This window comes from Rhizobium sp. BR 317 (assembly GCF_047445835.1).
GTDB lineage: Bacteria > Pseudomonadota > Alphaproteobacteria > Rhizobiales > Rhizobiaceae > Rhizobium > Rhizobium paranaense.
In genome coordinates this window covers 330,087-347,968 of sequence record NZ_JARWLB010000004.1, presented here as the reverse complement: position 1 = coordinate 347,968, position 17,882 = coordinate 330,087, and the positions used below count along the sequence as shown (strand labels likewise).

Annotated in this window: 18 protein-coding genes; 6 read left to right on the top strand and 12 right to left on the bottom strand. The window is 60.1% G+C overall.

Translation table 11 applies throughout. The features are described 5' to 3' along the window. The first annotated feature begins 7 nt into the window (after window positions 1–7). Together QD357_RS09070 and QD357_RS09065 are read left to right on the top strand one after the other, a co-directional pair. Entirely contained in the window at window positions 8–1,570 is a 1,563-nt protein-coding gene (locus tag QD357_RS09070; RefSeq protein WP_414124139.1) for an indolepyruvate oxidoreductase subunit beta family protein, read from the top strand. Continuing rightward, entirely contained in the window at window positions 1,570–1,731 is a 162-nt protein-coding gene (locus QD357_RS09065; RefSeq protein WP_181316091.1) for a hypothetical protein, read from the top strand. Before QD357_RS09070 ends, QD357_RS09065 begins: the two co-directional genes overlap by 1 nt. 322 nt (window positions 1,732–2,053) lie before the next feature. On the opposite strand, the gene QD357_RS09060 is transcribed toward QD357_RS09065, so the two are convergent. The 3 genes from QD357_RS09060 to QD357_RS09050 all read right to left on the bottom strand — a co-directional run bounded on the left by QD357_RS09060 (window position 2,054) and on the right by QD357_RS09050 (window position 5,144). Next, window positions 2,054–2,560: a MarR family winged helix-turn-helix transcriptional regulator gene (locus QD357_RS09060; protein ID WP_028754698.1), complete on the bottom strand. Its 507-nt coding sequence runs from the start codon at window positions 2,558–2,560 to the stop codon at window positions 2,054–2,056. 27 nt (window positions 2,561–2,587) lie between these two features. Further along, window positions 2,588–4,177, bottom strand: a complete 1,590-nt coding sequence (locus QD357_RS09055; RefSeq protein ID WP_107109030.1) for a phytoene desaturase family protein — start codon at window positions 4,175–4,177, stop codon at window positions 2,588–2,590. 184 nt (window positions 4,178–4,361) lie between these two features. Continuing rightward, complete coding sequence (locus tag QD357_RS09050; protein WP_107109029.1) at window positions 4,362–5,144, bottom strand: cyclase family protein; 783 nt, start codon at window positions 5,142–5,144, stop codon at window positions 4,362–4,364. A 396-nt stretch (window positions 5,145–5,540) separates the two neighbouring features. Between QD357_RS09050 and QD357_RS09045 the strand changes: the two genes are divergently transcribed. Both QD357_RS09045 and QD357_RS09040 read left to right on the top strand, forming a co-directional pair. Further along, window positions 5,541–7,109, top strand: coding sequence for a phytoene desaturase family protein (locus QD357_RS09045; RefSeq protein ID WP_107109028.1), 1,569 nt, complete (start codon window positions 5,541–5,543; stop codon window positions 7,107–7,109). Window positions 7,110–7,207: 98 nt separating this feature from the next. Next, the gene (locus QD357_RS09040) at window positions 7,208–7,723 is read left to right on the top strand and encodes a MarR family winged helix-turn-helix transcriptional regulator (RefSeq protein ID WP_107109027.1); all 516 of its coding nucleotides are present in this window, start codon (window positions 7,208–7,210) and stop codon (window positions 7,721–7,723) included. 109 nt (window positions 7,724–7,832) lie between these two features. Here QD357_RS09040 and QD357_RS09035 read toward each other — a convergent pair whose 3' ends face one another. From QD357_RS09035 to QD357_RS09010, 6 genes are all read right to left on the bottom strand, one after another. After that, window positions 7,833–8,507: an amino acid ABC transporter permease gene (locus QD357_RS09035; protein ID WP_107109026.1), complete on the bottom strand. Its 675-nt coding sequence runs from the start codon at window positions 8,505–8,507 to the stop codon at window positions 7,833–7,835. A gap of 92 nt (window positions 8,508–8,599) precedes the next feature. Further along, entirely contained in the window at window positions 8,600–9,397 is a 798-nt protein-coding gene (locus QD357_RS09030) for an ABC transporter substrate-binding protein (protein ID WP_107109025.1), read from the bottom strand. Window positions 9,398–9,474: 77 nt separating this feature from the next. Beyond that, window positions 9,475–10,680 carry a pyridoxal phosphate-dependent aminotransferase gene (locus QD357_RS09025; protein WP_107109024.1) on the bottom strand — a complete coding sequence of 402 codons (1,206 nt, stop codon included), beginning with the start codon at window positions 10,678–10,680 and terminating at the stop codon, window positions 9,475–9,477. Between the two features lie 209 nt (window positions 10,681–10,889). Continuing rightward, complete coding sequence (locus tag QD357_RS09020; RefSeq protein ID WP_107109023.1) at window positions 10,890–11,366, bottom strand: DoxX family protein; 477 nt, start codon at window positions 11,364–11,366, stop codon at window positions 10,890–10,892. Between the two features lie 62 nt (window positions 11,367–11,428). Next, window positions 11,429–11,890, bottom strand: a complete 462-nt coding sequence (locus QD357_RS09015; protein ID WP_107109022.1) for a tetratricopeptide repeat protein — start codon at window positions 11,888–11,890, stop codon at window positions 11,429–11,431. A 19-nt stretch (window positions 11,891–11,909) separates the two neighbouring features. Beyond that, the gene (locus QD357_RS09010; RefSeq protein WP_107109021.1) at window positions 11,910–12,887 is read right to left on the bottom strand and encodes an MBL fold metallo-hydrolase; all 978 of its coding nucleotides are present in this window, start codon (window positions 12,885–12,887) and stop codon (window positions 11,910–11,912) included. A 437-nt stretch (window positions 12,888–13,324) separates the two neighbouring features. Between QD357_RS09010 and QD357_RS09005 the strand changes: the two genes are divergently transcribed. Further along, window positions 13,325–14,020, top strand: a complete 696-nt coding sequence (locus tag QD357_RS09005; RefSeq protein WP_414124144.1) for a sigma-70 family RNA polymerase sigma factor — start codon at window positions 13,325–13,327, stop codon at window positions 14,018–14,020. Then, window positions 14,020–14,823, top strand: a complete 804-nt coding sequence (locus QD357_RS09000) for an anti-sigma factor family protein (RefSeq protein WP_107109448.1) — start codon at window positions 14,020–14,022, stop codon at window positions 14,821–14,823. Before QD357_RS09005 ends, QD357_RS09000 begins: the two co-directional genes overlap by 1 nt. 11 nt (window positions 14,824–14,834) lie before the next feature. On the opposite strand, the gene QD357_RS08995 is transcribed toward QD357_RS09000, so the two are convergent. The 3 genes from QD357_RS08995 to QD357_RS08985 all read right to left on the bottom strand — a co-directional run bounded on the left by QD357_RS08995 (window position 14,835) and on the right by QD357_RS08985 (window position 17,787). After that, the gene (locus tag QD357_RS08995; RefSeq protein ID WP_107109020.1) at window positions 14,835–15,605 is read right to left on the bottom strand and encodes an HpcH/HpaI aldolase family protein; all 771 of its coding nucleotides are present in this window, start codon (window positions 15,603–15,605) and stop codon (window positions 14,835–14,837) included. Window positions 15,606–15,673: 68 nt separating this feature from the next. Next, a complete protein-coding gene (locus tag QD357_RS08990) occupies window positions 15,674–16,954 on the bottom strand; it encodes a cysteine desulfurase-like protein (protein WP_107109447.1) in 1,281 nt (426 codons plus the stop codon). A 104-nt stretch (window positions 16,955–17,058) separates the two neighbouring features. Beyond that, window positions 17,059–17,787: a GntR family transcriptional regulator gene (locus QD357_RS08985; protein ID WP_107109019.1), complete on the bottom strand. Its 729-nt coding sequence runs from the start codon at window positions 17,785–17,787 to the stop codon at window positions 17,059–17,061. Window positions 17,788–17,882 lie beyond the last annotated feature (95 nt).

The window sequence follows — 17,882 nt, the reverse complement described above, 5'->3', positions numbered from 1 at the left end:
GATCGATATGAACGAGCATGTCAGCATGACCAATAATATTGGCGCCCAACGTCTGTCGACCGACAAACCGCTATCGCTGGCAGTCCTCGCCATGGGCGGGCAGGGTGGCGGTGTCTTGGCCGACTGGATCGTCGGGCTTGCCGAAGCGGAAGGCTGGATGGCGCAGACCACCTCTGTCCCCGGCGTGGCGCAGCGCACGGGCGCCACGATCTACTATATCGAGATGCTGCCGGTCCGTGACGGCCATGCGCCGATCTTTTCGCTGATGCCGACGCCGGGCGATGTCGATGTCGTCCTGGCTGCCGAGCTGATGGAAGCCGGCCGCTCCGTGCTGCGCGGCCTGGTCACGCCCGACAAGACCGTGCTGATCGCCTCGACGCATCGCTCCTTCGCTGTCGGCGAAAAGGAGAAGCCGGGCGATGGAATCGGCAATCCGGAAGTGGTGGTCGATGCCACGGATTTTGCCGCCAAACGCACCATCGCCTTCGATATGGAAACACTGGCGGTCAAGAACGGCAGCGTGATTTCCGCTTCGATGTTCGGTGCGCTCGCGGCCTCGGGGGCGCTGCCCTTCGCCAAGCAGGCCTTTGAAGCCATGATCCGTGCCGGCGGCAGGGGCATCGAACCCAGCCTGAAGGCTTTCAATGCAGCCTTCGATCGCGCCAAGGACAAGCCGCGCGATCCCGTTTCCGCGACGCCATCGAAACATTTCGATGCCCTGCCGGAAACGGCTGGTCATCCGGCGCTCGATGGTCTCGTATATCGCATCCGCACCGAGTTTCCGGAAGAGGCGTTGCCGCTGCTGTTTGCCGGCGTCAAGAAACTCACCGACTATCAGGACCCGGCCTATGCCGATGAATATCTGACCCGCGTTGCAGCGCTCTATGCCCTGGATCAGAAGGCCGGCGGCGCGGCCAAGGATTTCGCCTTCACCGTGCAGGCAGCGAAATATACCGCGGTCGCCATGGCCTATGACGATGTCATCCGCGTCGCCGATCTGAAGGTGCGCGCGTCGCGCTTCGATCGCGTACGCAAGGAAGTTGGCGCCAAGGACGACCAGATCGTCTATGTGACCGAATATATGCATCCACGCATGGAAGAGGTTTGCGGCACCTTGCCGAAAGGCCTCGGCCTCTGGATCGAGGGCCGGCCCAAGCTCTTCAATCGCCTGGATCGTCTCGTCAACAAAGGCCGCCGTGTGCAGACCGGAACGCTCTTCTGGTTCCTCGGGCTTTACATCGTCTCAGCGCTGCGCCGAACCCGCCGCGGTACGCTGCGCCATATGCGCGAAACCGAGCATCGCGAAACCTGGCTTGCAGCCGCGACCGACTTGTTTGAGGTAAACTACGATCTCGCCGTCGAAGTCCTCAACAACCGCCGTCTGGTCAAAGGCTATTCCGACACCCATGCGCGCGGCCTTTCCAAGTTCGATCGCGTGATGTCGGCGCTATCGATGCTGCGTGATCGCGACGACGGGGCAGCGTGGATGAAGACGTTGAGGCAGGCGGCGTTGCTGGATGAGAAGGGGATTGCGCTCGATGGGGCGCTGAAGACGGTGGCGACGCTGTGATGATTGACGACCATGCCCAGAATGAGAAGATTCGGGCAAAGATACGACAAGCGCTTGAGGACGGCCGTCCAGATGTCTCGGCTGAGGATGTCTTCGAGGAGTTACGCACCTATCACGCAGAAAAACTCAAGCTGGGTGATGATGTCCAATCTCCGTCGTAGTGAGAAGTTCGCTTTTTCTACTTCAAGAGTGCGCTCTGGCCGAGGAGCTGCGGCGAGCGCGGAGTCTTATCTCGCCCTTGGCGGGCGAGAAAGCAATTTCACTGGTTTAGGAATTGCGGCACAGGAGGCGCGCCATGTGCGGAAGTTTGGCGCAATTTCTAAGCCATTGAAATTGCCAGAGCAGGGGTCCGTGCCTTGCTCAACTTAGTTCAGGGGTTCTGTGCGTCCCTGCCTACCCCCGCCCTTGCAAATTCTAATACTTAGCCTTGCGGCTAAATATAAGAATTTGCTTTCCCGCCTGCCAAGGGCGGGATAAGCGTCCTCAAATCTCATGCTTGCGGATATTGTGCAGCACCTTGTGTAGCGTCGAGATGAACGCCCGGTACTCCGTTTCTTCCACGCCATCGAACATCTGCAGAAACAGATCGTACATGGTTGGCCAGACCTTTTCGAAGGCGGCGCGGCCTTCTTCGGTGATGGAGACGTCGCGGATGCGCATGTCCTCGGTGCGGGGCTGGCGGCGGATGAAGCCTTGCTGCTCCAACGAATCCAGCGTGCGGCTCATCGTCGATTGTTCGGTGACGGCAAAGACGGAGAGTTCGTTGATGGTGACCGAGGAGGACACGCTGAGGACGGCGAGAGCCCGCATCTTCGCAGTCGTCATGTCGTATTCGCGCAGCTCTTCCGACATGTTGATGTTCCAGCGGGCCATCAGCCGGTTCATCAGGTAGGGGGCAAAGTGGTTGAGCCCTATCTCGCCCATGGTCGGACGTTTTTCCGTGCCCTCCTTGCGACGCCGCAAAACGGTACCTGAAAACCGTTCCTCCATAAGATGATATCTCCCCGTGGATTCCTGTTATTTTAATGATGATGCAAGCAGGAAACCCGAACCTCCTCCGAGACCCGGCCCAGGATGTGCCGAAGCCCCAATGTGGTACAGGCCTGCTACATGGGTGCGGTGGTTAACAGAGGACTTGAAGGGGCGCCAGAGGAAAAACTGGTCTATGCCGCAGTAGCCGCCATAGGGGTCGCCGCCGACGAGATTCATGTTCATGGCTTCGAGATCGGCGGGCGAATAGGCGCGTCGGGCGAGCTTTATGCCGGAGAAGTTCTCGATATGGCTTTCGAGCACCGCCTCGATGCGGTCGGCATAGCGTTCGCGCACCTCGTCCGTCCAGCGGCCGTCAGCCGGTATCGCAATATCGCCCGCCGCATCGCCCTTGATATGCCGCGGCGCCTCGGGAAGCTGCAGCCAGAGGATCGATTTGCCCGCTGGCGCTCGGCTGGGGTCGAAGGAGGTGGGCTGGCCGACGCAGATGGTCGGTTCGGCCGGCAGCAGCCCCCGTTCGCATTCATTGGCGGCGCGCGAAACGCCGTCGAGGCCTGGCGTCAAATGAAGAAGCGCGACCTTGGCAAGTTCTGCATCCGCCTTCCAGCGTGGCGGCTCGGACAGCGCGTAGTGGATCTGCATATTGCCCTTGCCATAACGATAACGGGCAACGCTCGTCTTGACGTCCGGGGGTGGCGGCGTCGGCCAGTCTTTCAGCAGCCGGTCGTAGAGTTGGTTCGGCGTTACAGAGCAGATGATGCCGGCATTGGCGTTCAGGGTTTCGCCACCCGCAAGCTTGACGCTGCCGGCGCGCCCGCCGGGGCCGGGACCGATGCTTTCGACATCGGTGCCGGTGCGGATCTCGCCGCCATTGTCCGTGATCAGCCGTTCGAAGGCGGTGAGCAGCGCACCGGTGCCGCCTTTGACGACGGGAGTGCCGGCAAGCTCCAGGGCAAAGCCGATGACCTTTAGCATCTCGGCCGAGTAGGCGCTCTCTGGCCCGAGGCCGCAATGCAGCACCCACGGCGCCCAAAGCGCATGAATATCTTCAGAACGATAGGTGGTTTCGAGATAGCCGCGAGCCGGCGTCAAGGCGTTGCCGAACCAGGCGGCGAGCTTGCGCAGGCCGCGGCCCCAACCTTGCTTGGCGACGGCCTTCAAGGTCGAGCCCGACCACAGTGCGCCGCCGAGCAGCGAAAACAGGAAGGGGGCGTCGGCGGCCAGCGCATCCATCTCGCGCAGGAATGTCTGACCGTCGCCGAGCGACAGTTCGTCGAAGGTGGCGATGTTGCGACGCCGATCTTTCGAGAAGATGACGTGCGAACCATCCGGTCTTAACACGCCGGTGGGCAGGTCGGCATGGGCGAATTCGAGGCCGCGGGCCTCCAAATCCTTGCCGATGGCACCATAGGCCGGCGACGTCAGGAACAGCACCATCGTCGTTGCCATGACATCATGGATGAAGCCTGGTTCGGTGATCTCCTCGCTGCGCAGGCAGCCGCCTATGCGGTCGTTGCGCTCGAGGACGAGCACCTTGCGGCCCTTCTTGCCAAGCATGGCAGCCGCGACCAGCGCGTTGATGCCACTGCCGACGATAATGTAATCGGGGGAGGTCATCGGATATCCCCCACCTTCTTCCCAGCGGGGAGAAGGTCGCGCGCAACGCGGGTTGAGGGGGCGTTGCCGGAAGAATTGCCTTTCGCTCGTCGCTCAAGGCGCGGGGAACTATCGCTTCTCGTCCCCCTCATCCGCCCTATCGGGCACCTTCTCCCCTGCGGGGAAAAGGTAGTGAGCCGCCATATCATGCCACCAGCGCCAGCGCGCGCACTGGAGAGCCCGTGCCCTTGACGAACTTCAGTGGCGCGGCGATCAGCACGGCGCCCTTGGCTGGAAGCTGATCGAGGTTGGAGAGGCTGGCGAGGCCGTAGCGGTTGTTCTTGTGCATCAGATTGTGGGCCGGGAAGGGCGGGTTCATGCCGCCGGCGGAACCGGCGTCGGTGCCGATTGTCTCCGAACCCCAACCGATAATGCCCTTCGTCAGCAGATATTCGATCGCCTCGGCGGTCGGACCCGGCGAATGCGGGCCGTTTTCGTCGGCATTGAGGAAGGCTTCGGTCGAGCCGTTGCGCTTGTACCAGTCGGTGCGCAGAAGCACCCAGGTGCCGGGTTCGATCACGCCGTGTTCGGCTTCCCATTCCTTGATGCTGTCGATCGTCAGCAGATAGTCCGGATTGGCGGCAGCTTCCTTCGAGCGGTCGATGACATTCACCGGAGCGACGAAATTCTGCGGCGGAATGGTATCGGTCGTATTGTTTGGGTTGTCCTTGCCGGTGATCCAGTGACAGGGCGCGTCGAAATGCGTGCCGGTGTGCTCGCCGAGTTCGAGCCAGTTCCAGGCCCAGAACGGACCGTCCTCATTATATTGTGAAATCGTGTGCACCTTGACCGAGGGCGTGTTCTTGCCGAACTGGGGCGGCAGATAGAGCACCGGCGTTTCGGGCCCAAGCGGCGCGGTCAGATCGACGACCTTGATGGAGCCCGAAACGAGGGCCGTGGCTAAGCTGGCAAGAGTGTTGGTGGTCATAGTGCGTTCCCCTTTGTGTGGCCTGGCCTTGTTTGAAAACCCCAGAGGGGTCCTCGTTAAGGGCCAAGCCCGAAAGCCATTATCGCCGGGTGTGCGGACGCGATTCCTGAAATCGCAAAGCCGTCCAGCGGCGACCGGATGAGGCGAGCCTATGTTACAATATATGATATTGCAAGCATTCTGCCGGTGCCAAAAGGACCAAAAATGGCGTCGGTTGCGTGTGTTTTGCAACCCAGGCAGCTACCTGAAAATAAAGGCCATTTATACGTTATTTTCCCACGCGGACGACATTCGGTTGTGGTCGTCGGTGCGCGATTTTCCATGATAGGTACTTGAAGCTTAAAGCTCAAAATGTATGCATATGATGATAATAATCACGATATGAGAGGGTGATCGATGAGCTATGATGCGATCATTGTGGGTGCGGGTCATAATGGCCTGGCGGCGGCGGTGCATCTGGCGGCGAAGGGCTGGAAGGTGGCCGTCATCGAGGGCAATGCCGAGCCGGGCGGAGCGGTGAAAACCCGCGAAGTAACGCTGCCGGGTTTTCGGCACGACCTCTGCGCCATGAACCTCTCGATGTTCGCCGGCTCCGCCTTTTTTGCGCAGTACAAGAATGAGTTGACCGCCGCGGGTCTCGGCTTCGTGCCGGCAGCCGATTGTTTTGCCAGCGTCTTCCGCGATGGCACCTATCTCGGCGTCAGCACCGATCTCGAAAAGACCACGGGCGCGATCGCCGATATTTCGCCAGAGGATGCGGCTGCCTGGCGGGCCATGCTGTCGGAATTCGGTTCAGATGCGCCGCATATTTTCGGCCTGCTCGGTGCGCCGATGCCGTCAGCGGCGGCGGCACGGGTCCTTTGGAAGGCATGGCGAGAAAAAGGGGCCGGCTGGCTTTATGAGACCGCACGAATGTTGTTTGCCTCGCCGCGCGATTTTCTCGATGCGCGGTTCCAGAATGCCAAACTCAAGACGATGATGGCTGCCTGGGGATTACATCTCGATTTCGCACCGGATATCGCCGGCGGCGCACTGTTTCCTTATCTTGAATCTATGGCCAACCAGGCCTTTGGCATGGTGATCGGCAAGGGAGGTGCCGATACGATCATCAAGGCGATGGTCGGCACGCTCAAAGCCAAAGGCGGCGAGCTGATGCTTGGCACACGCGTCGACAAGATCGTCACCACCGGCGGCAAGGCGACCGGTGTTGTGCTCGCAGACGGGCGCCGCTACGAGGCCAAGCGCGCTGTCATCGCCAATATTCATCCGCAGATATTGTTCGGAAAGCTTCTCGATCAGGATGCCTCACGTCGAGAGTTCGACCGCAGGCTTACCCGTTTTCGCGCCGGCCCTGGCACGATGATGATCCATCTGGCGCTCTCCGGCCTGCCGGATTGGACTGGTGGCCAGGAGCTCAAGACATTCGCCTATGTCCACATTGCACCGGATATGGAGATGATGTCGCGTGTCTATGCCGAGGCGATGGGTGGGCTTTTGCCGGCCGAGCCGGCATTGGTGGTGGGTCAGCCAACGGCGTTCGATCCGTCACGGGCACCAGATGGACAGCATGTGCTCTGGATACAGGTGCGTGTCCTGCCGGCCGAGTTCAGTCGCGACGCAGCAGGCGAGATCAATGGGCAGAATTGGGATGAGGTGAAGGATGCCTATGCCGAGCGCGTGCTTGACGTCATCGAGCGTTATGCGCCCGGCCTGCGCGGCAAGATTTTGGGCCGGTCGGTGTTTTCACCCGTCGATCTCGAGCGTGAAAATCCCAATCTGATCGGCGGCGACAATCTTTCCGGTAGCCACCATCTCGATCAGAATTTTCTGTTTCGCCCGCTCGCCGGTTATTCGCGCTACAAGACGCCGATCGGCTCGCTCTATATGTGCGGCGCGTCGACCTGGCCGGGTGCGGGCACGGGGGCTGGCTCAGGCTTCATGCTAGGGAAAATGCTGGCGAAGTAACGGTCTTCGAGCTTGGTGCGTAAACCTTTGACATTTGAAATATTGCTCCGTAGACCGTTCATATATGAAATTGCAACGCGATGATTTGAGCTGACATCATGGCAGAGTCCGAAAGTGGAACCGTCGATCTGGAAATCATCGTCCAGGGCACGCAGGAAGGCAAGAAACAGGAACTGCGGCTTTGGCTGCGCATGCTGTCGACCACAAAGCTGATATCGCAGGAAATCCGCCGCCGGCTTCGCAACGAATTCGGCGCGACACTGCCGCAATTCGACCTGATGGCGCAGCTTTATCGCGAGCGAGACGGTCTGCGGCTGGGCGAACTTTCCAAACGCACGATGGTCACCAACGGCAACGTGACGGGATTGGTCGAACGGCTGGAAACGGACGGCCTGGTGCTGCGCGAGACGCCTGACGGCGACCGGCGCGTAACTGTCGCCAAGCTGACGAAGAAGGGCGAGGAGCTGTTCACGGTCATGGCCGCCGCTCATGAGGGGTGGCTGCGAGACATGATGGCCGACGTCGATCCCGCCATCATCGTTGAACTCTGGAAGGATATTGGCGGGGTGAAATCGTCCGTGAACAATCACCTGTCGGGCGCCGCCTTCGACTGATGGCTGCGTTTGGAGCGGTACAGCTTTTCACGGAATCTCAGCACCGCTCTATCTGTTTGTTCTCTGGGACTTCCGGACGGAAAACTGCTGCGGGCTTTCCTGGACTTGCTTAGTGCGCCTTCTCGCTCTTGAACCTCTTTTCGAGCACGCTCACGAGCCGCACCATCGGCCAGAGCAGGATGATATAGATCAGCGCGGCCATGATCAGCGGCGAAGGGTTGGCATAAAAGCCCTGCGCGTTCTGTCCTTCTTTCAGAAGCTCCGGCAGAGCCACGGTCGAGGCGAGCGACGTATCCTTGAACATCGAGACGCAGTTGCTGGTGGTCGGCGGAATGACGATGCGGATCGCCTGCGGCAGCACGACCTTATAGAGCGTCACCAAGAATGGAATGCCGAGGGCAGCAGCCGCCTCGAACTGGCCGCGAGGCACGCTTTCGATGCCCGAGCGGAAGACTTCCGCCGAATAGGCAGCTAGAACGATTGAGAAGCCCAGGATCGCGGACCACCAGGCCGAGAAGCTGATACCGATAAAGGGTAGGGCGTAATAGATCAGGATCAGCACGACCAGCATCGGCATGGCGCGCATGATGTCGATATAGGCGACCATTAGCAGCCGGAACGGCTTCGGCGCATAGAGCCGGATCAGGCTGACGACGAGGCCGCCCAAAACGCCGATGACGATGCTGACCACGCCAAGCGCCAGCGTCATCCAGAGACCGCGCAGCAATTGGGGGAAGGCCGAAATCATGACGTCGGAATTGAAGAAAGTATCGACGAGCGACATTGGCACTCCCATGAGGCGGAACAGAATGAAGGTTAGCACAATTACGCCGGCCGAAGGGGCCGGCGTAGAGATCGAGAGAATTGATCTTTTGATCACGCCTTGGGGATAGGCATTTCGGTGACAGTGGAGGAGCCTGCGGGTGCTTTGCTGCCGAACCACTTTTCGTGGATCTTTTCCAACGTGCCGTCTTTCTTCATTGCCGTGATGGCGTCGTTGATCTTGGCGACGAGCGGCGAGTCCTTGGTCATCATCAGGCCATACTGTTCGCCGGTCTTGATGCGGTCCTTGATCGCAAAGCCCTTGGTCTTGACGAAGAGATATTGCATGCCGGGAATGTCGCTGACGACTGCATCGATGCGGCCGGCGCCGAGATCGAGGAACATATCCTGCTGCGAGTTGTAGCCTTTGACGTCGGCGAAGCCGTTAGCAGCCTTGTTGTCGTTGACCCACTTCTCGCCGGTCGAGCCGGAAAGGACGCCGATGGTCTTGCCCTTGAGATCGGCGAGACCCTTGATTGCGCTGCCGCCCTTGGTGGCGATGCCCATATCGGAGTCGTAGTAGGGCTGCGTGAAGGACTGCGATTTCAGACGTTCCGGCGTGATGGTGATCGAGGAGATCGCCACATCGATGCGCTTGGAGCTGGTGGCGGCAAACAGGGCCTGGAAGCCGTAGTCGGCGATATTGGTCGTCATGCCGGCGCGCTTGGCGGCTTCGTTGACGATATCGACCTCGAAGCCTTCGAAGGTACCGCTGTCGGTCTTGTATTCGAAGGGCGGGTTGTTCGGGTAGGAGCCGACATTCAGCACATCGGCGGCATAGGCAAAGTGGCTTCCGCCGGCCATGCCGACGACGGTCGCCAGGACCAGTAGATTACGACGGGTAAAATTCATTTGGTTGTCTCCCTCTGGTTATGACCGCCGGCGCCATCTGCCCGCGGGTATTGCCGGTCCGCCAATGTGGGGGACCGTCATTTCATCGCGTCGACCATACGATCGAGTGCAATTCGCATCTGCCCGGTATCGCGGAATGTGCACATCCGCAGGAATGCGCGTGACGATTCCCCGAAATGATAGCCGGGTGCCAGGCCAACGCGTGCTGTTTCCAGAATACGCTCGCAGACTGCGGTCGCATCGGCTTCGCCCTCTAGCGCGAAGAAAGCATACATGCCGCCGCGCGGTTTTTCCGGCAGGATGATCCCAGGTATCTGCGGCAGCTTCTCATAGGCGAGATCGAGGCCGGCTTTGATTCTGGCCCGGATTTCGGCAACCAGCGGCTCGCCTTCGCGTATCGCCGCGGCAGCACCCGCCTGGGTCATCGCCGATGTGCCGCTGTTTACGTATTGCGTCATGGCGCCGAGTTGGTCGGCAATATCAGAAGGGTGCGTCAGCCAGCCGACGCGCCAGCCGGTCATCGCCCAGGCCTTGGAGAAACTGTTGACGGCAATCACCCGATCGCCATCTTCGGCTACCTGGAGGATCGAGGGTGCAATTTCTCCGTCGAAATAGAGGCGGGCATAGACTTCGTCTGAAATGATCCAGATGCCGGTGCGGCGGCTGAAATCGAGCAGCGCCTGCATCTCCTCGCGTGTAGCGGTCCACCCGGTCGGATTGGCAGGGGTCGACAGGAAGATGGCGCGGGTGCGGGCATCGCAGCGAGCGAAGAGCTTGTCGAGATCGAGCCGCCAATCGGTATCGAAATCGAGCGACACGGGGCGCGGCTCGCCGCCGATCAGATGGATGGCGTTGTGGATGTTGGGCCATTGCGGCGCGACATAGACGACATTGGTGCCGACATCGACCAGCAATTCCAGCGCCATGTAGAGCGCCTGCATGCCTCCGGGGGCGACGGTGGTGCGCTCGATGGGGATCGGGCGACCGTGCCATTGGGTCTGATAGTCGGAAAGAGCTTCGTTCAGCGTCGGTAGGCCGCGCATGTTCGGCACATAGAAGGTCTGGCCATCGTCGAGCGCCTTCTTGGCGGCGTCGCGAATGAAGGCCGGTGTTACCAGGTCGCCTTCGCCGAACCATAGCGGAATGACGCCGCCAAGCTCGCGAGCACGCTTGGCAAGCACAGCGATATTGTCGGTGCGCAGGTCACGGATCTGGGCGCGAATGCCCTCGAAGGCGTTTCGGCTGCGTGTCGTCTCTGACAAGCTCTGTGATGGAAGAGACAAGGAACTTTTCCTGAAATCCTGATGTCAAAGGGTCGTTCCGCCGCGAATGACAGTGCTCGGATTGCCCTTCATTATGGGATGGTTATCCAAAATGAGACGTATTTCAAGGAAAAAGTTTTAAGCTTAAAAAATCGACGAAAATGTCGAAAACAGCGCGTGATAGGCTGTTTTCGACAGGAATTTCACGCGGGTGGATATGTCTGAGGCATTCACAGAATGCCTCTCTCGACCGCGCGGCGCAGCGGTTTGCCGGACTTGTCGCTCAAGGCCATGATGCGGCGTTCGAGGAAGCGATCCACGGACAGTGCCCCAGCACCTGCTGTCACCAGAACGAACATGCCGCCGGCGATCGCCAAGTCCTTTTCGAAATGCAGGATTTCGTTGTGGTTGGCGAAATCGTTGTGGAACATCAACGCCGTCGACAGGCAGAAGAGCCCGAGCGACAAGGCGCCGAGGCGGGTCAACAGACCGAGGGCTATCGAAAGACCCGCCGCAAGCTGCAACGCAATCACAGCAACCACCAGCAACTCGGAAACACCAAGCTTCGCCATGGCGATGACAGCGGCGTCGAAATTGAGCGCCAGCGCCACGCCCTCATGCAGGAATATCCAGGCGAGCAAGAGCCGACCGGCCAGAAGTGTTATGTCCATTGGATGCACGACATTTGCATTTTCCAAATAGTCCATCTCATCACCTCCAAATGTGCCTGCGAGGCATCGTTCCGCTTCGCAGGCACTGCTTTCTCGGATTAGTTGACAGTCTTGGTGTCGATCGCCTTTTGCAGGTCCTCCAATTCCTCGCAGCCGCTGGGGCAAAGTTGCTTTAGCGTCGCCAGTTGTTCCTTTGCTTTGTCCATGTTGCCGGTCTCGACATAGAGTTCGCCGAGATATTCGCGTGCGCCCTTATGATCGGGCTGCAGTTCCAGGGCCTTGGTGTAGTAGGTCAGCGAGGTCTGGAAATCGCCGGTCTTTCGGAGCGTGAAGCCCAGAAGATTATAGACATCGGCCTGCTGATGATCCTCCGCCAGGCCGCGGAGTTCGGCCAATGCTCCGGTGTAGTCCTTCGCGTTGATCTTGGCGCGAACGGAGGTCAGGTCTGGCGCATCCGTGGTTTCCATGTTGTCGACGGCAAAAGCCGGGAGCGCGACGGCTGCGGGAAGGATGATGGCGGCGCAAAGGCTGGCGGCGCCAAAGATTGCGTATTTGATCATGATAGGTCTCCTTGAGCTTTCAGGCCTGTGTTGTCGGGGTGAAACCATAGGCATTGCCGTCCTTCACGAAGGTGCCGGAGCCCGGGAAGGGGAAGTGCGAGCCGCAGATTTTGATGTTGTCGGCGATGATGCGATCGACCAGCTTGCGGCGCGTGACCACGGCCGCCGGCCCGTCCTGATCGTAGCTCCCCTCCCAATCCGGATGAGGAGCGAGCAGCGCCGGCACGTACATGATGTCGGCGGAGACGAGTAGCTGTTCCTTGCCCGAAGCGACAAGGAAGGTGGAATGGCCGGGCGTATGGCCGGGTGCGGCGACGAGGTGAACGCCGGGAGCTACTTCCGCGCCATCGCCGACCAGTTTCCAGTTATTCCATTTTGGAAAGACGGCGCCGATGCGTTTTCCAGCGTCCTTGCGGCCCGCGGCGAGCTTGTCGACCCGGTCGGGCGCCGTCCACCAATTGAATTCGTCGGCGTTTGTGATGAGCTCGGCATGGGCAAAAACCGGTTCATTCGTGCCTTTTTCCATCAGGCCCCAGACATGATCGGGATGGAAATGCGAGATGATCACCGTGTCGATGTTCTTGTAGTCGATGCCGGCGGCGGCCATGTTGGCGGGCAGATGGGTGGCATTGGCCTGCCATTGGCCGACGCCTGAGCCCGCATCCATCATGATCAGCCGGTCGCCGATCTTCAGGACGACGACGGTGAGCGGAATGGGCATGAATTCGGTGGTTTGGCCGGCGGCGGCCAGCGCCTGCTTGGTATCCTCGACGGAGGCGTTCTTGATGAAGGCGGGATCATGCGGCTTGCGCCAGATGCCGTCATAAATGGCGGTGACTTCGACATCCCCGACCTTATAGCGATAGAAACCGACTTCCGGTTCAAGCGGTGTTGCGGCCTTGGCCAGCGACGGGAGGAATTCCAGCTTCGCCGACAGGCCGAAAGCGGCTGCTGCCGCGGCCGAGCTGAGAACAGTGCGGCGCGTCATGTTGAACATTGTCTTGTCTCCTCTTTGAGTGGCATCGCCACGCGAAGCGGAGGACAGGGATCAATCAATGCCTCCGCTGTCGAAGGAGATCGCCGCTGTCGGCGGATTATTCTCGGTTCGTCGCATCTTTCTGATAAGTTTTTGATATACCTAGCCTAATTCTGCTGGCGCGGTTGTGTGAGCGGGTGCACAGTAGGGCATGTGAGGGACGTGCTGCTGTGCGGCATTGCCGCCAACGAAAAATATTTGCGGGCGGTGAGAATAAAATGCCGTCTGAAACGATCTGGAGAATGAAGAGCAATATTTGCATCTGGGCCTAAGCTGACCGAAACCGACGCTGGAGCAATGCAGGGATCATGACGACGGATATCCATTTCGCCTTCTTCGCATTCGACGACCGGCCTCCGCCGGTTTTCGTTTCTGCGTTGAGCCGCCCCATGACCCGGATGCGGGCTGCTATCGCTTCTATCTGCCAATCCTTAGTGTCATTCGCAAAGCCACGCTCGGCTGTCGCGATCGATGCCGTTGGTCCGATGCTGCAATCGATGCATCACGAAAATGTCGGAAGTCTTTCGCCGGCATCGCGCGATCTGATGTTGCGGTTTCAGAATACGGTCGTCCCGCACCTGGATGCCGCCTATAATTTCGCGCGGTTTCTGAGCCGTGATGCCGATGCGGCGCAGGATATCGTGCAGGAAGCGTTCCTGCGTGCCTATCGCAATTTCGAGGGCTATCGGGGCGGTGAACCCCGCGCTTGGATGTTTGCCATCGTCCGGAACTGCTACTACGTCTGGCTGAGCGAGGGCCGGCGAAAGGCTCGTTTCGAGACGCCAATGACGGCGGACGATGCGAAGGACGAAGACTGGCCATACGGCGGCGCGCATGACGTTGCCTCCGAAGAGGACGCGCCCGAGGCAGCCTTGATCCGCAAGTCGGAGTCGCAGCGGGTCCGGCAGGTCATCAACTCTCTTGTGGACCTGTCGCGGGAAGTGCTGGTGCTTCGGGAGCTGGAAAATCTGTCCTACCGCCAGATCGCCGATATCACCGATGTGCCGATCGGAACCGTGATGTCGCGGCTTGCCAGGGCGAGGCGTGAATTCTGTGAGGCATGGCAATCGGGCGAGAAAGGCGGGGCCGCATGATGAGCGAGAAAACCCCGGAAAGCTGCCCGGAATGGGAAACGATCCTTCATTGTTACGTGGATGACGAACTCGATGCGGTTCACACGATACAATTCGAACAGCATCTTGCGACATGCCCGCAATGCACCGCCGCCTTGGAAGGGCTCAAAGACATGAAGCGGGTCGTCGGCCGGGACGGTGTCAAATGGAAAGCGCCCGATGAGGTTCGTGCACGTATCATGACGGCCATTTCTCTTGAGGAAGCCCGGCGCCAAGCGCAGGCTCCGGGGACACGGCGCCGCGAAAATGCATGGTGGCGCGGCCTGCAATTGTTTGGACAATGGAGCTTCATGCCGTCGATGGCTGCCCTAGCCGCCACCCTCATGCTTGTGCTTGGCAATCCGCAGGTGAACGCGCCTATCCAGAACGAACTGCTCGCGAGTCATGTGCGCTCGATGCTCGCCAACCATTTGGTCGATGTGCAGACATCCGATCAGCATACGGTCAAGCCATGGTTCAACGGCAAGATCGATTTCTCGCCGCCGGTGGTCGATCTTGCAGCCGACGGTTTTCCGCTGATCGGCGGCCGGGTGGACTACATCAACGGCCGGGTCGTTGCCGCGCTCGTCTATCGCCGCCATGGCCACGTCATCAATCTCTTCGTCTGGCCGGGGGCAAAGGTCGAGCGGAGCGAGACGATGCATGATGGCTATAATCTCGTCGAATGGTCCGGCGGTGGGCTGGTCTTCTGGGCGGTTTCGGATGTCAGCCCGCCCGACCTTGCCGCTTTCCGCGATAATTTTTCACGCGCGGCAGGTCTTTAGGCGCGGTGGTCCTATTGTTTCGGTGTGCCTTGCCGACGCGCTTGGGCAACTCCGGCGGCGAGGCCTGCGCCTAAAAACATGGTGTCGCTCGCCAGCAAGAAGAAACTGATGCCGGCTGTCGACCAGGCGCCGATATCGTCCGGCGATGGCCGGAAGATGCCGACTATGCGGCCGGCAGCGAGCGCGGTTGTCGCAATGGTTTCGATGGCTGCGTCGAGCTTGGCTTTGCCGGCTGGCCCCATGGCGTCGATCGAGACGGAGAGGTCGCCGGGGCCGATGAAGATGACGTCGACGCCGTCGACCGCGGCGATCTCCGCGATATTGGCAAGCCCTTCCGCCGTCTCGACCTGGATGGCAAGCACGAGTTCGGCATTGGCTTTGGCCAGATAATCCGGAATGCGATAGCCGTAGGCTGCTGCCCGTCCAGGGCCGACGCCCCGCTCGCCGATCGGCGGATACCGCGTCGCCAGCACGGCAGCTCTTGCCTGCGCCGCCGTAGACACGCGCGGCACTAGTACGCCGGCCGCGCCCGCATCCAGCGCCGAGGCGATGGACTCCGGTGCATGGCCCGGAACGCGGACCATGGCGGGAACACGGTGGACGTCGGCGGCGCGGATCAGATTCTCGATGCGTTCGCGGCCGATCTGCGAATGTTCCCAATCGATGCAGAGGAAATCGACGCCGGATGACGCCGTAACCTCGATGGCGACGGGATGCGGAATAGCGGCGAAGGTGCCGATGAGCAGGCTTTTCTCGAGGCAGCTCTTGCGGAAATGGCCCATGGGTTTCTTCGCTCTCTCAACGATCTCTGCGAAGAGGGATAACCTCAAACCAGATATCTGCGAAGCGCCTATTTATGCCGCGCGATGACCTCGGTCAGCACTTTTTCGAAGCGGGCGATTTCTTCGACCTTGTTGTAGTGCACCAGAGATACGCGGATCGCGCCGGTTTCCATGGAGAGGCCGAGGCGCTTCATCAAGCGCGGGGCGAACATGTGGCCGTCGCGCAGCCCGATGCCGGCTTCACCCATCTCAGCGGCGAATTGCTGCGGCGTGATGCCCGGAATGTTGAAGCAGATAGTCGGCACGCGCTGTTCGAGGCGGGCGTCGTCGGAAATGCCGTAGATGACGGCGCCGTGGCGCTTCAAAACGGCGATCATCTCGCGCGACAGCATCAGCTCATATTCACGGATTGCGCCCATGGCGGCGGCAAGCGCCTCGCGGCGGCTGTGTTGACCGGCCGGCAGAAAGCGAAGGCCGAGGGCTTCGAGATATTTGACGGCGGCATTCATGCCGGCGACGTTTTCATAGGTGAAGGTGCCGACCTCGATCTTGTAGGGAGGCACGTCCGGGATGAAGTCTTCCTTGAAAGTCGGCAGCTTGACCAGTGCGTCGAAGCGGCCCCAGAGGAAGCCCATGTGCGGCGAGAAATTCTTATAGCCAGAGCAGACGAGATAGTCGCAATTCCAGGCTTGCACATCCATCAGGCCGTGCGGGCCGTAGTGGACGCAATCGAGGAAGACTTCGGCGCCGGCCGCATGCGCCAGCTTCCCAACGGTCGCGACATCGACGATCGTGCCGATGGAGTGGGCGGTCACGGTGCAGGCGACGAGGCGGGTCTTGTCGTTCAGCAGCGGCTTCAGGTCCTCGGTATGCAGCGTGCCGTCTTCGCGCATGCGCCACCAGACGATCTTGGCGCCGTCTGCCTGCAGCGCCAGCCAGGTGGCGATGTTGGCGTCGTGGTCCATATCGGTAATGACGATCTCGTTGCGCTCGCCGAGCAGTTTAGCGATGCCGAGGCTTACCAGACGGATGAAGGATGTGGCGTTTTGGCCGAAGGAGATTTCTTCGGGACGATAAGCGTTGACCAGCATGGCGACGCTCTCGCGCGCTTCGGCCAGATTGCGGTCGACGCCCTGGCTGTGCTGATATTTCGCCATGCGCTGGACGTTGTAGTCGATCAGATGATTGGCGACCGCGTCGACCACCGCCTGCGGCACCTGCGAACCGCCGGCATTGTCGAGAAACACGAAATCGCCGGCCTTCTGAATAGCCGGAAACATGGCGCGGACTTCATCGACCGGAAAGCTGTTATGGCCTGAAAATTTCGACGGGGAAGGAGAAGCGCTCATGAGGATCTCGCTGCAGGGAAAGGGTTTCAAAATCATGTTATGATCATTTGATCACAAAATATTTGAGGGTTCAACTAAATTCCTGACCCGGTGTCGAACCGGCTTCATCTCCGCAGGGCTGAGGCGGGACCTTTGGCGCGGGGTTCGTCTTCCGTTGCGGGGCAATAGTCGCGCAGGATCTCATGCGTGCGGCGGATGTCGGCGACGACGCCATCGCGGGCGCGGGCGAAATCGCCGGCCTTCAGCGCTTCTATGATCGGGAAATGCGAGCCGGCAGGATCGATCTCGCCGCTGCGCATCAGCGGTTCGACGGAGGCCGACAACATGCGCATATAGGGACCGAAACGCAGCCACAGCGTTTCGATCAGTTGCAACAGCACTTCCGAGCCGGAGGCGCGATAGATGGTGAAATGGAACTGCTGGTTCCTCGCCATGAGTTCATAGACATTGCTGCTGCGGCCAATGGCGTGCTGTTCGGCGGCGATGCGTTCCAACGTTGCGATGTCGGTGGCGGTCAGCCTGGGAATGCCAAGCTCGGCGGCCAATCCTTCGACAGCAATGCGGGCGCGGCAGAGATCGTCGAGGCGGGCAAGCGTCACGATCGGTATACGTGCAGAGCCGTTCGCCGCCACCTCCAGCGCATTTTCCGCCGCAAGCCTGCGCAAGGCTTCGCGCACGGGCATGTTGCTGGTGCCGAATGTTTCGGCGAGCGAGGCGATGGTCAATGTCTGGCCCGGATCGAAATTGCCGGCCATCAGCGCGTTGCGCAACTGCTGATAAACGCCCTCCTGGATGGTCGTTCTCGAAGACACCGGTTCCAAGGCTATGCGCACGCTCGTTTCCTTCTTGCTCGGGCGACTCCAGTCGCCTCTGTCATGGTAGAACGAAGGTGGGCTGCATGGAAAGTGTTTCGACGCGACGACCGGAC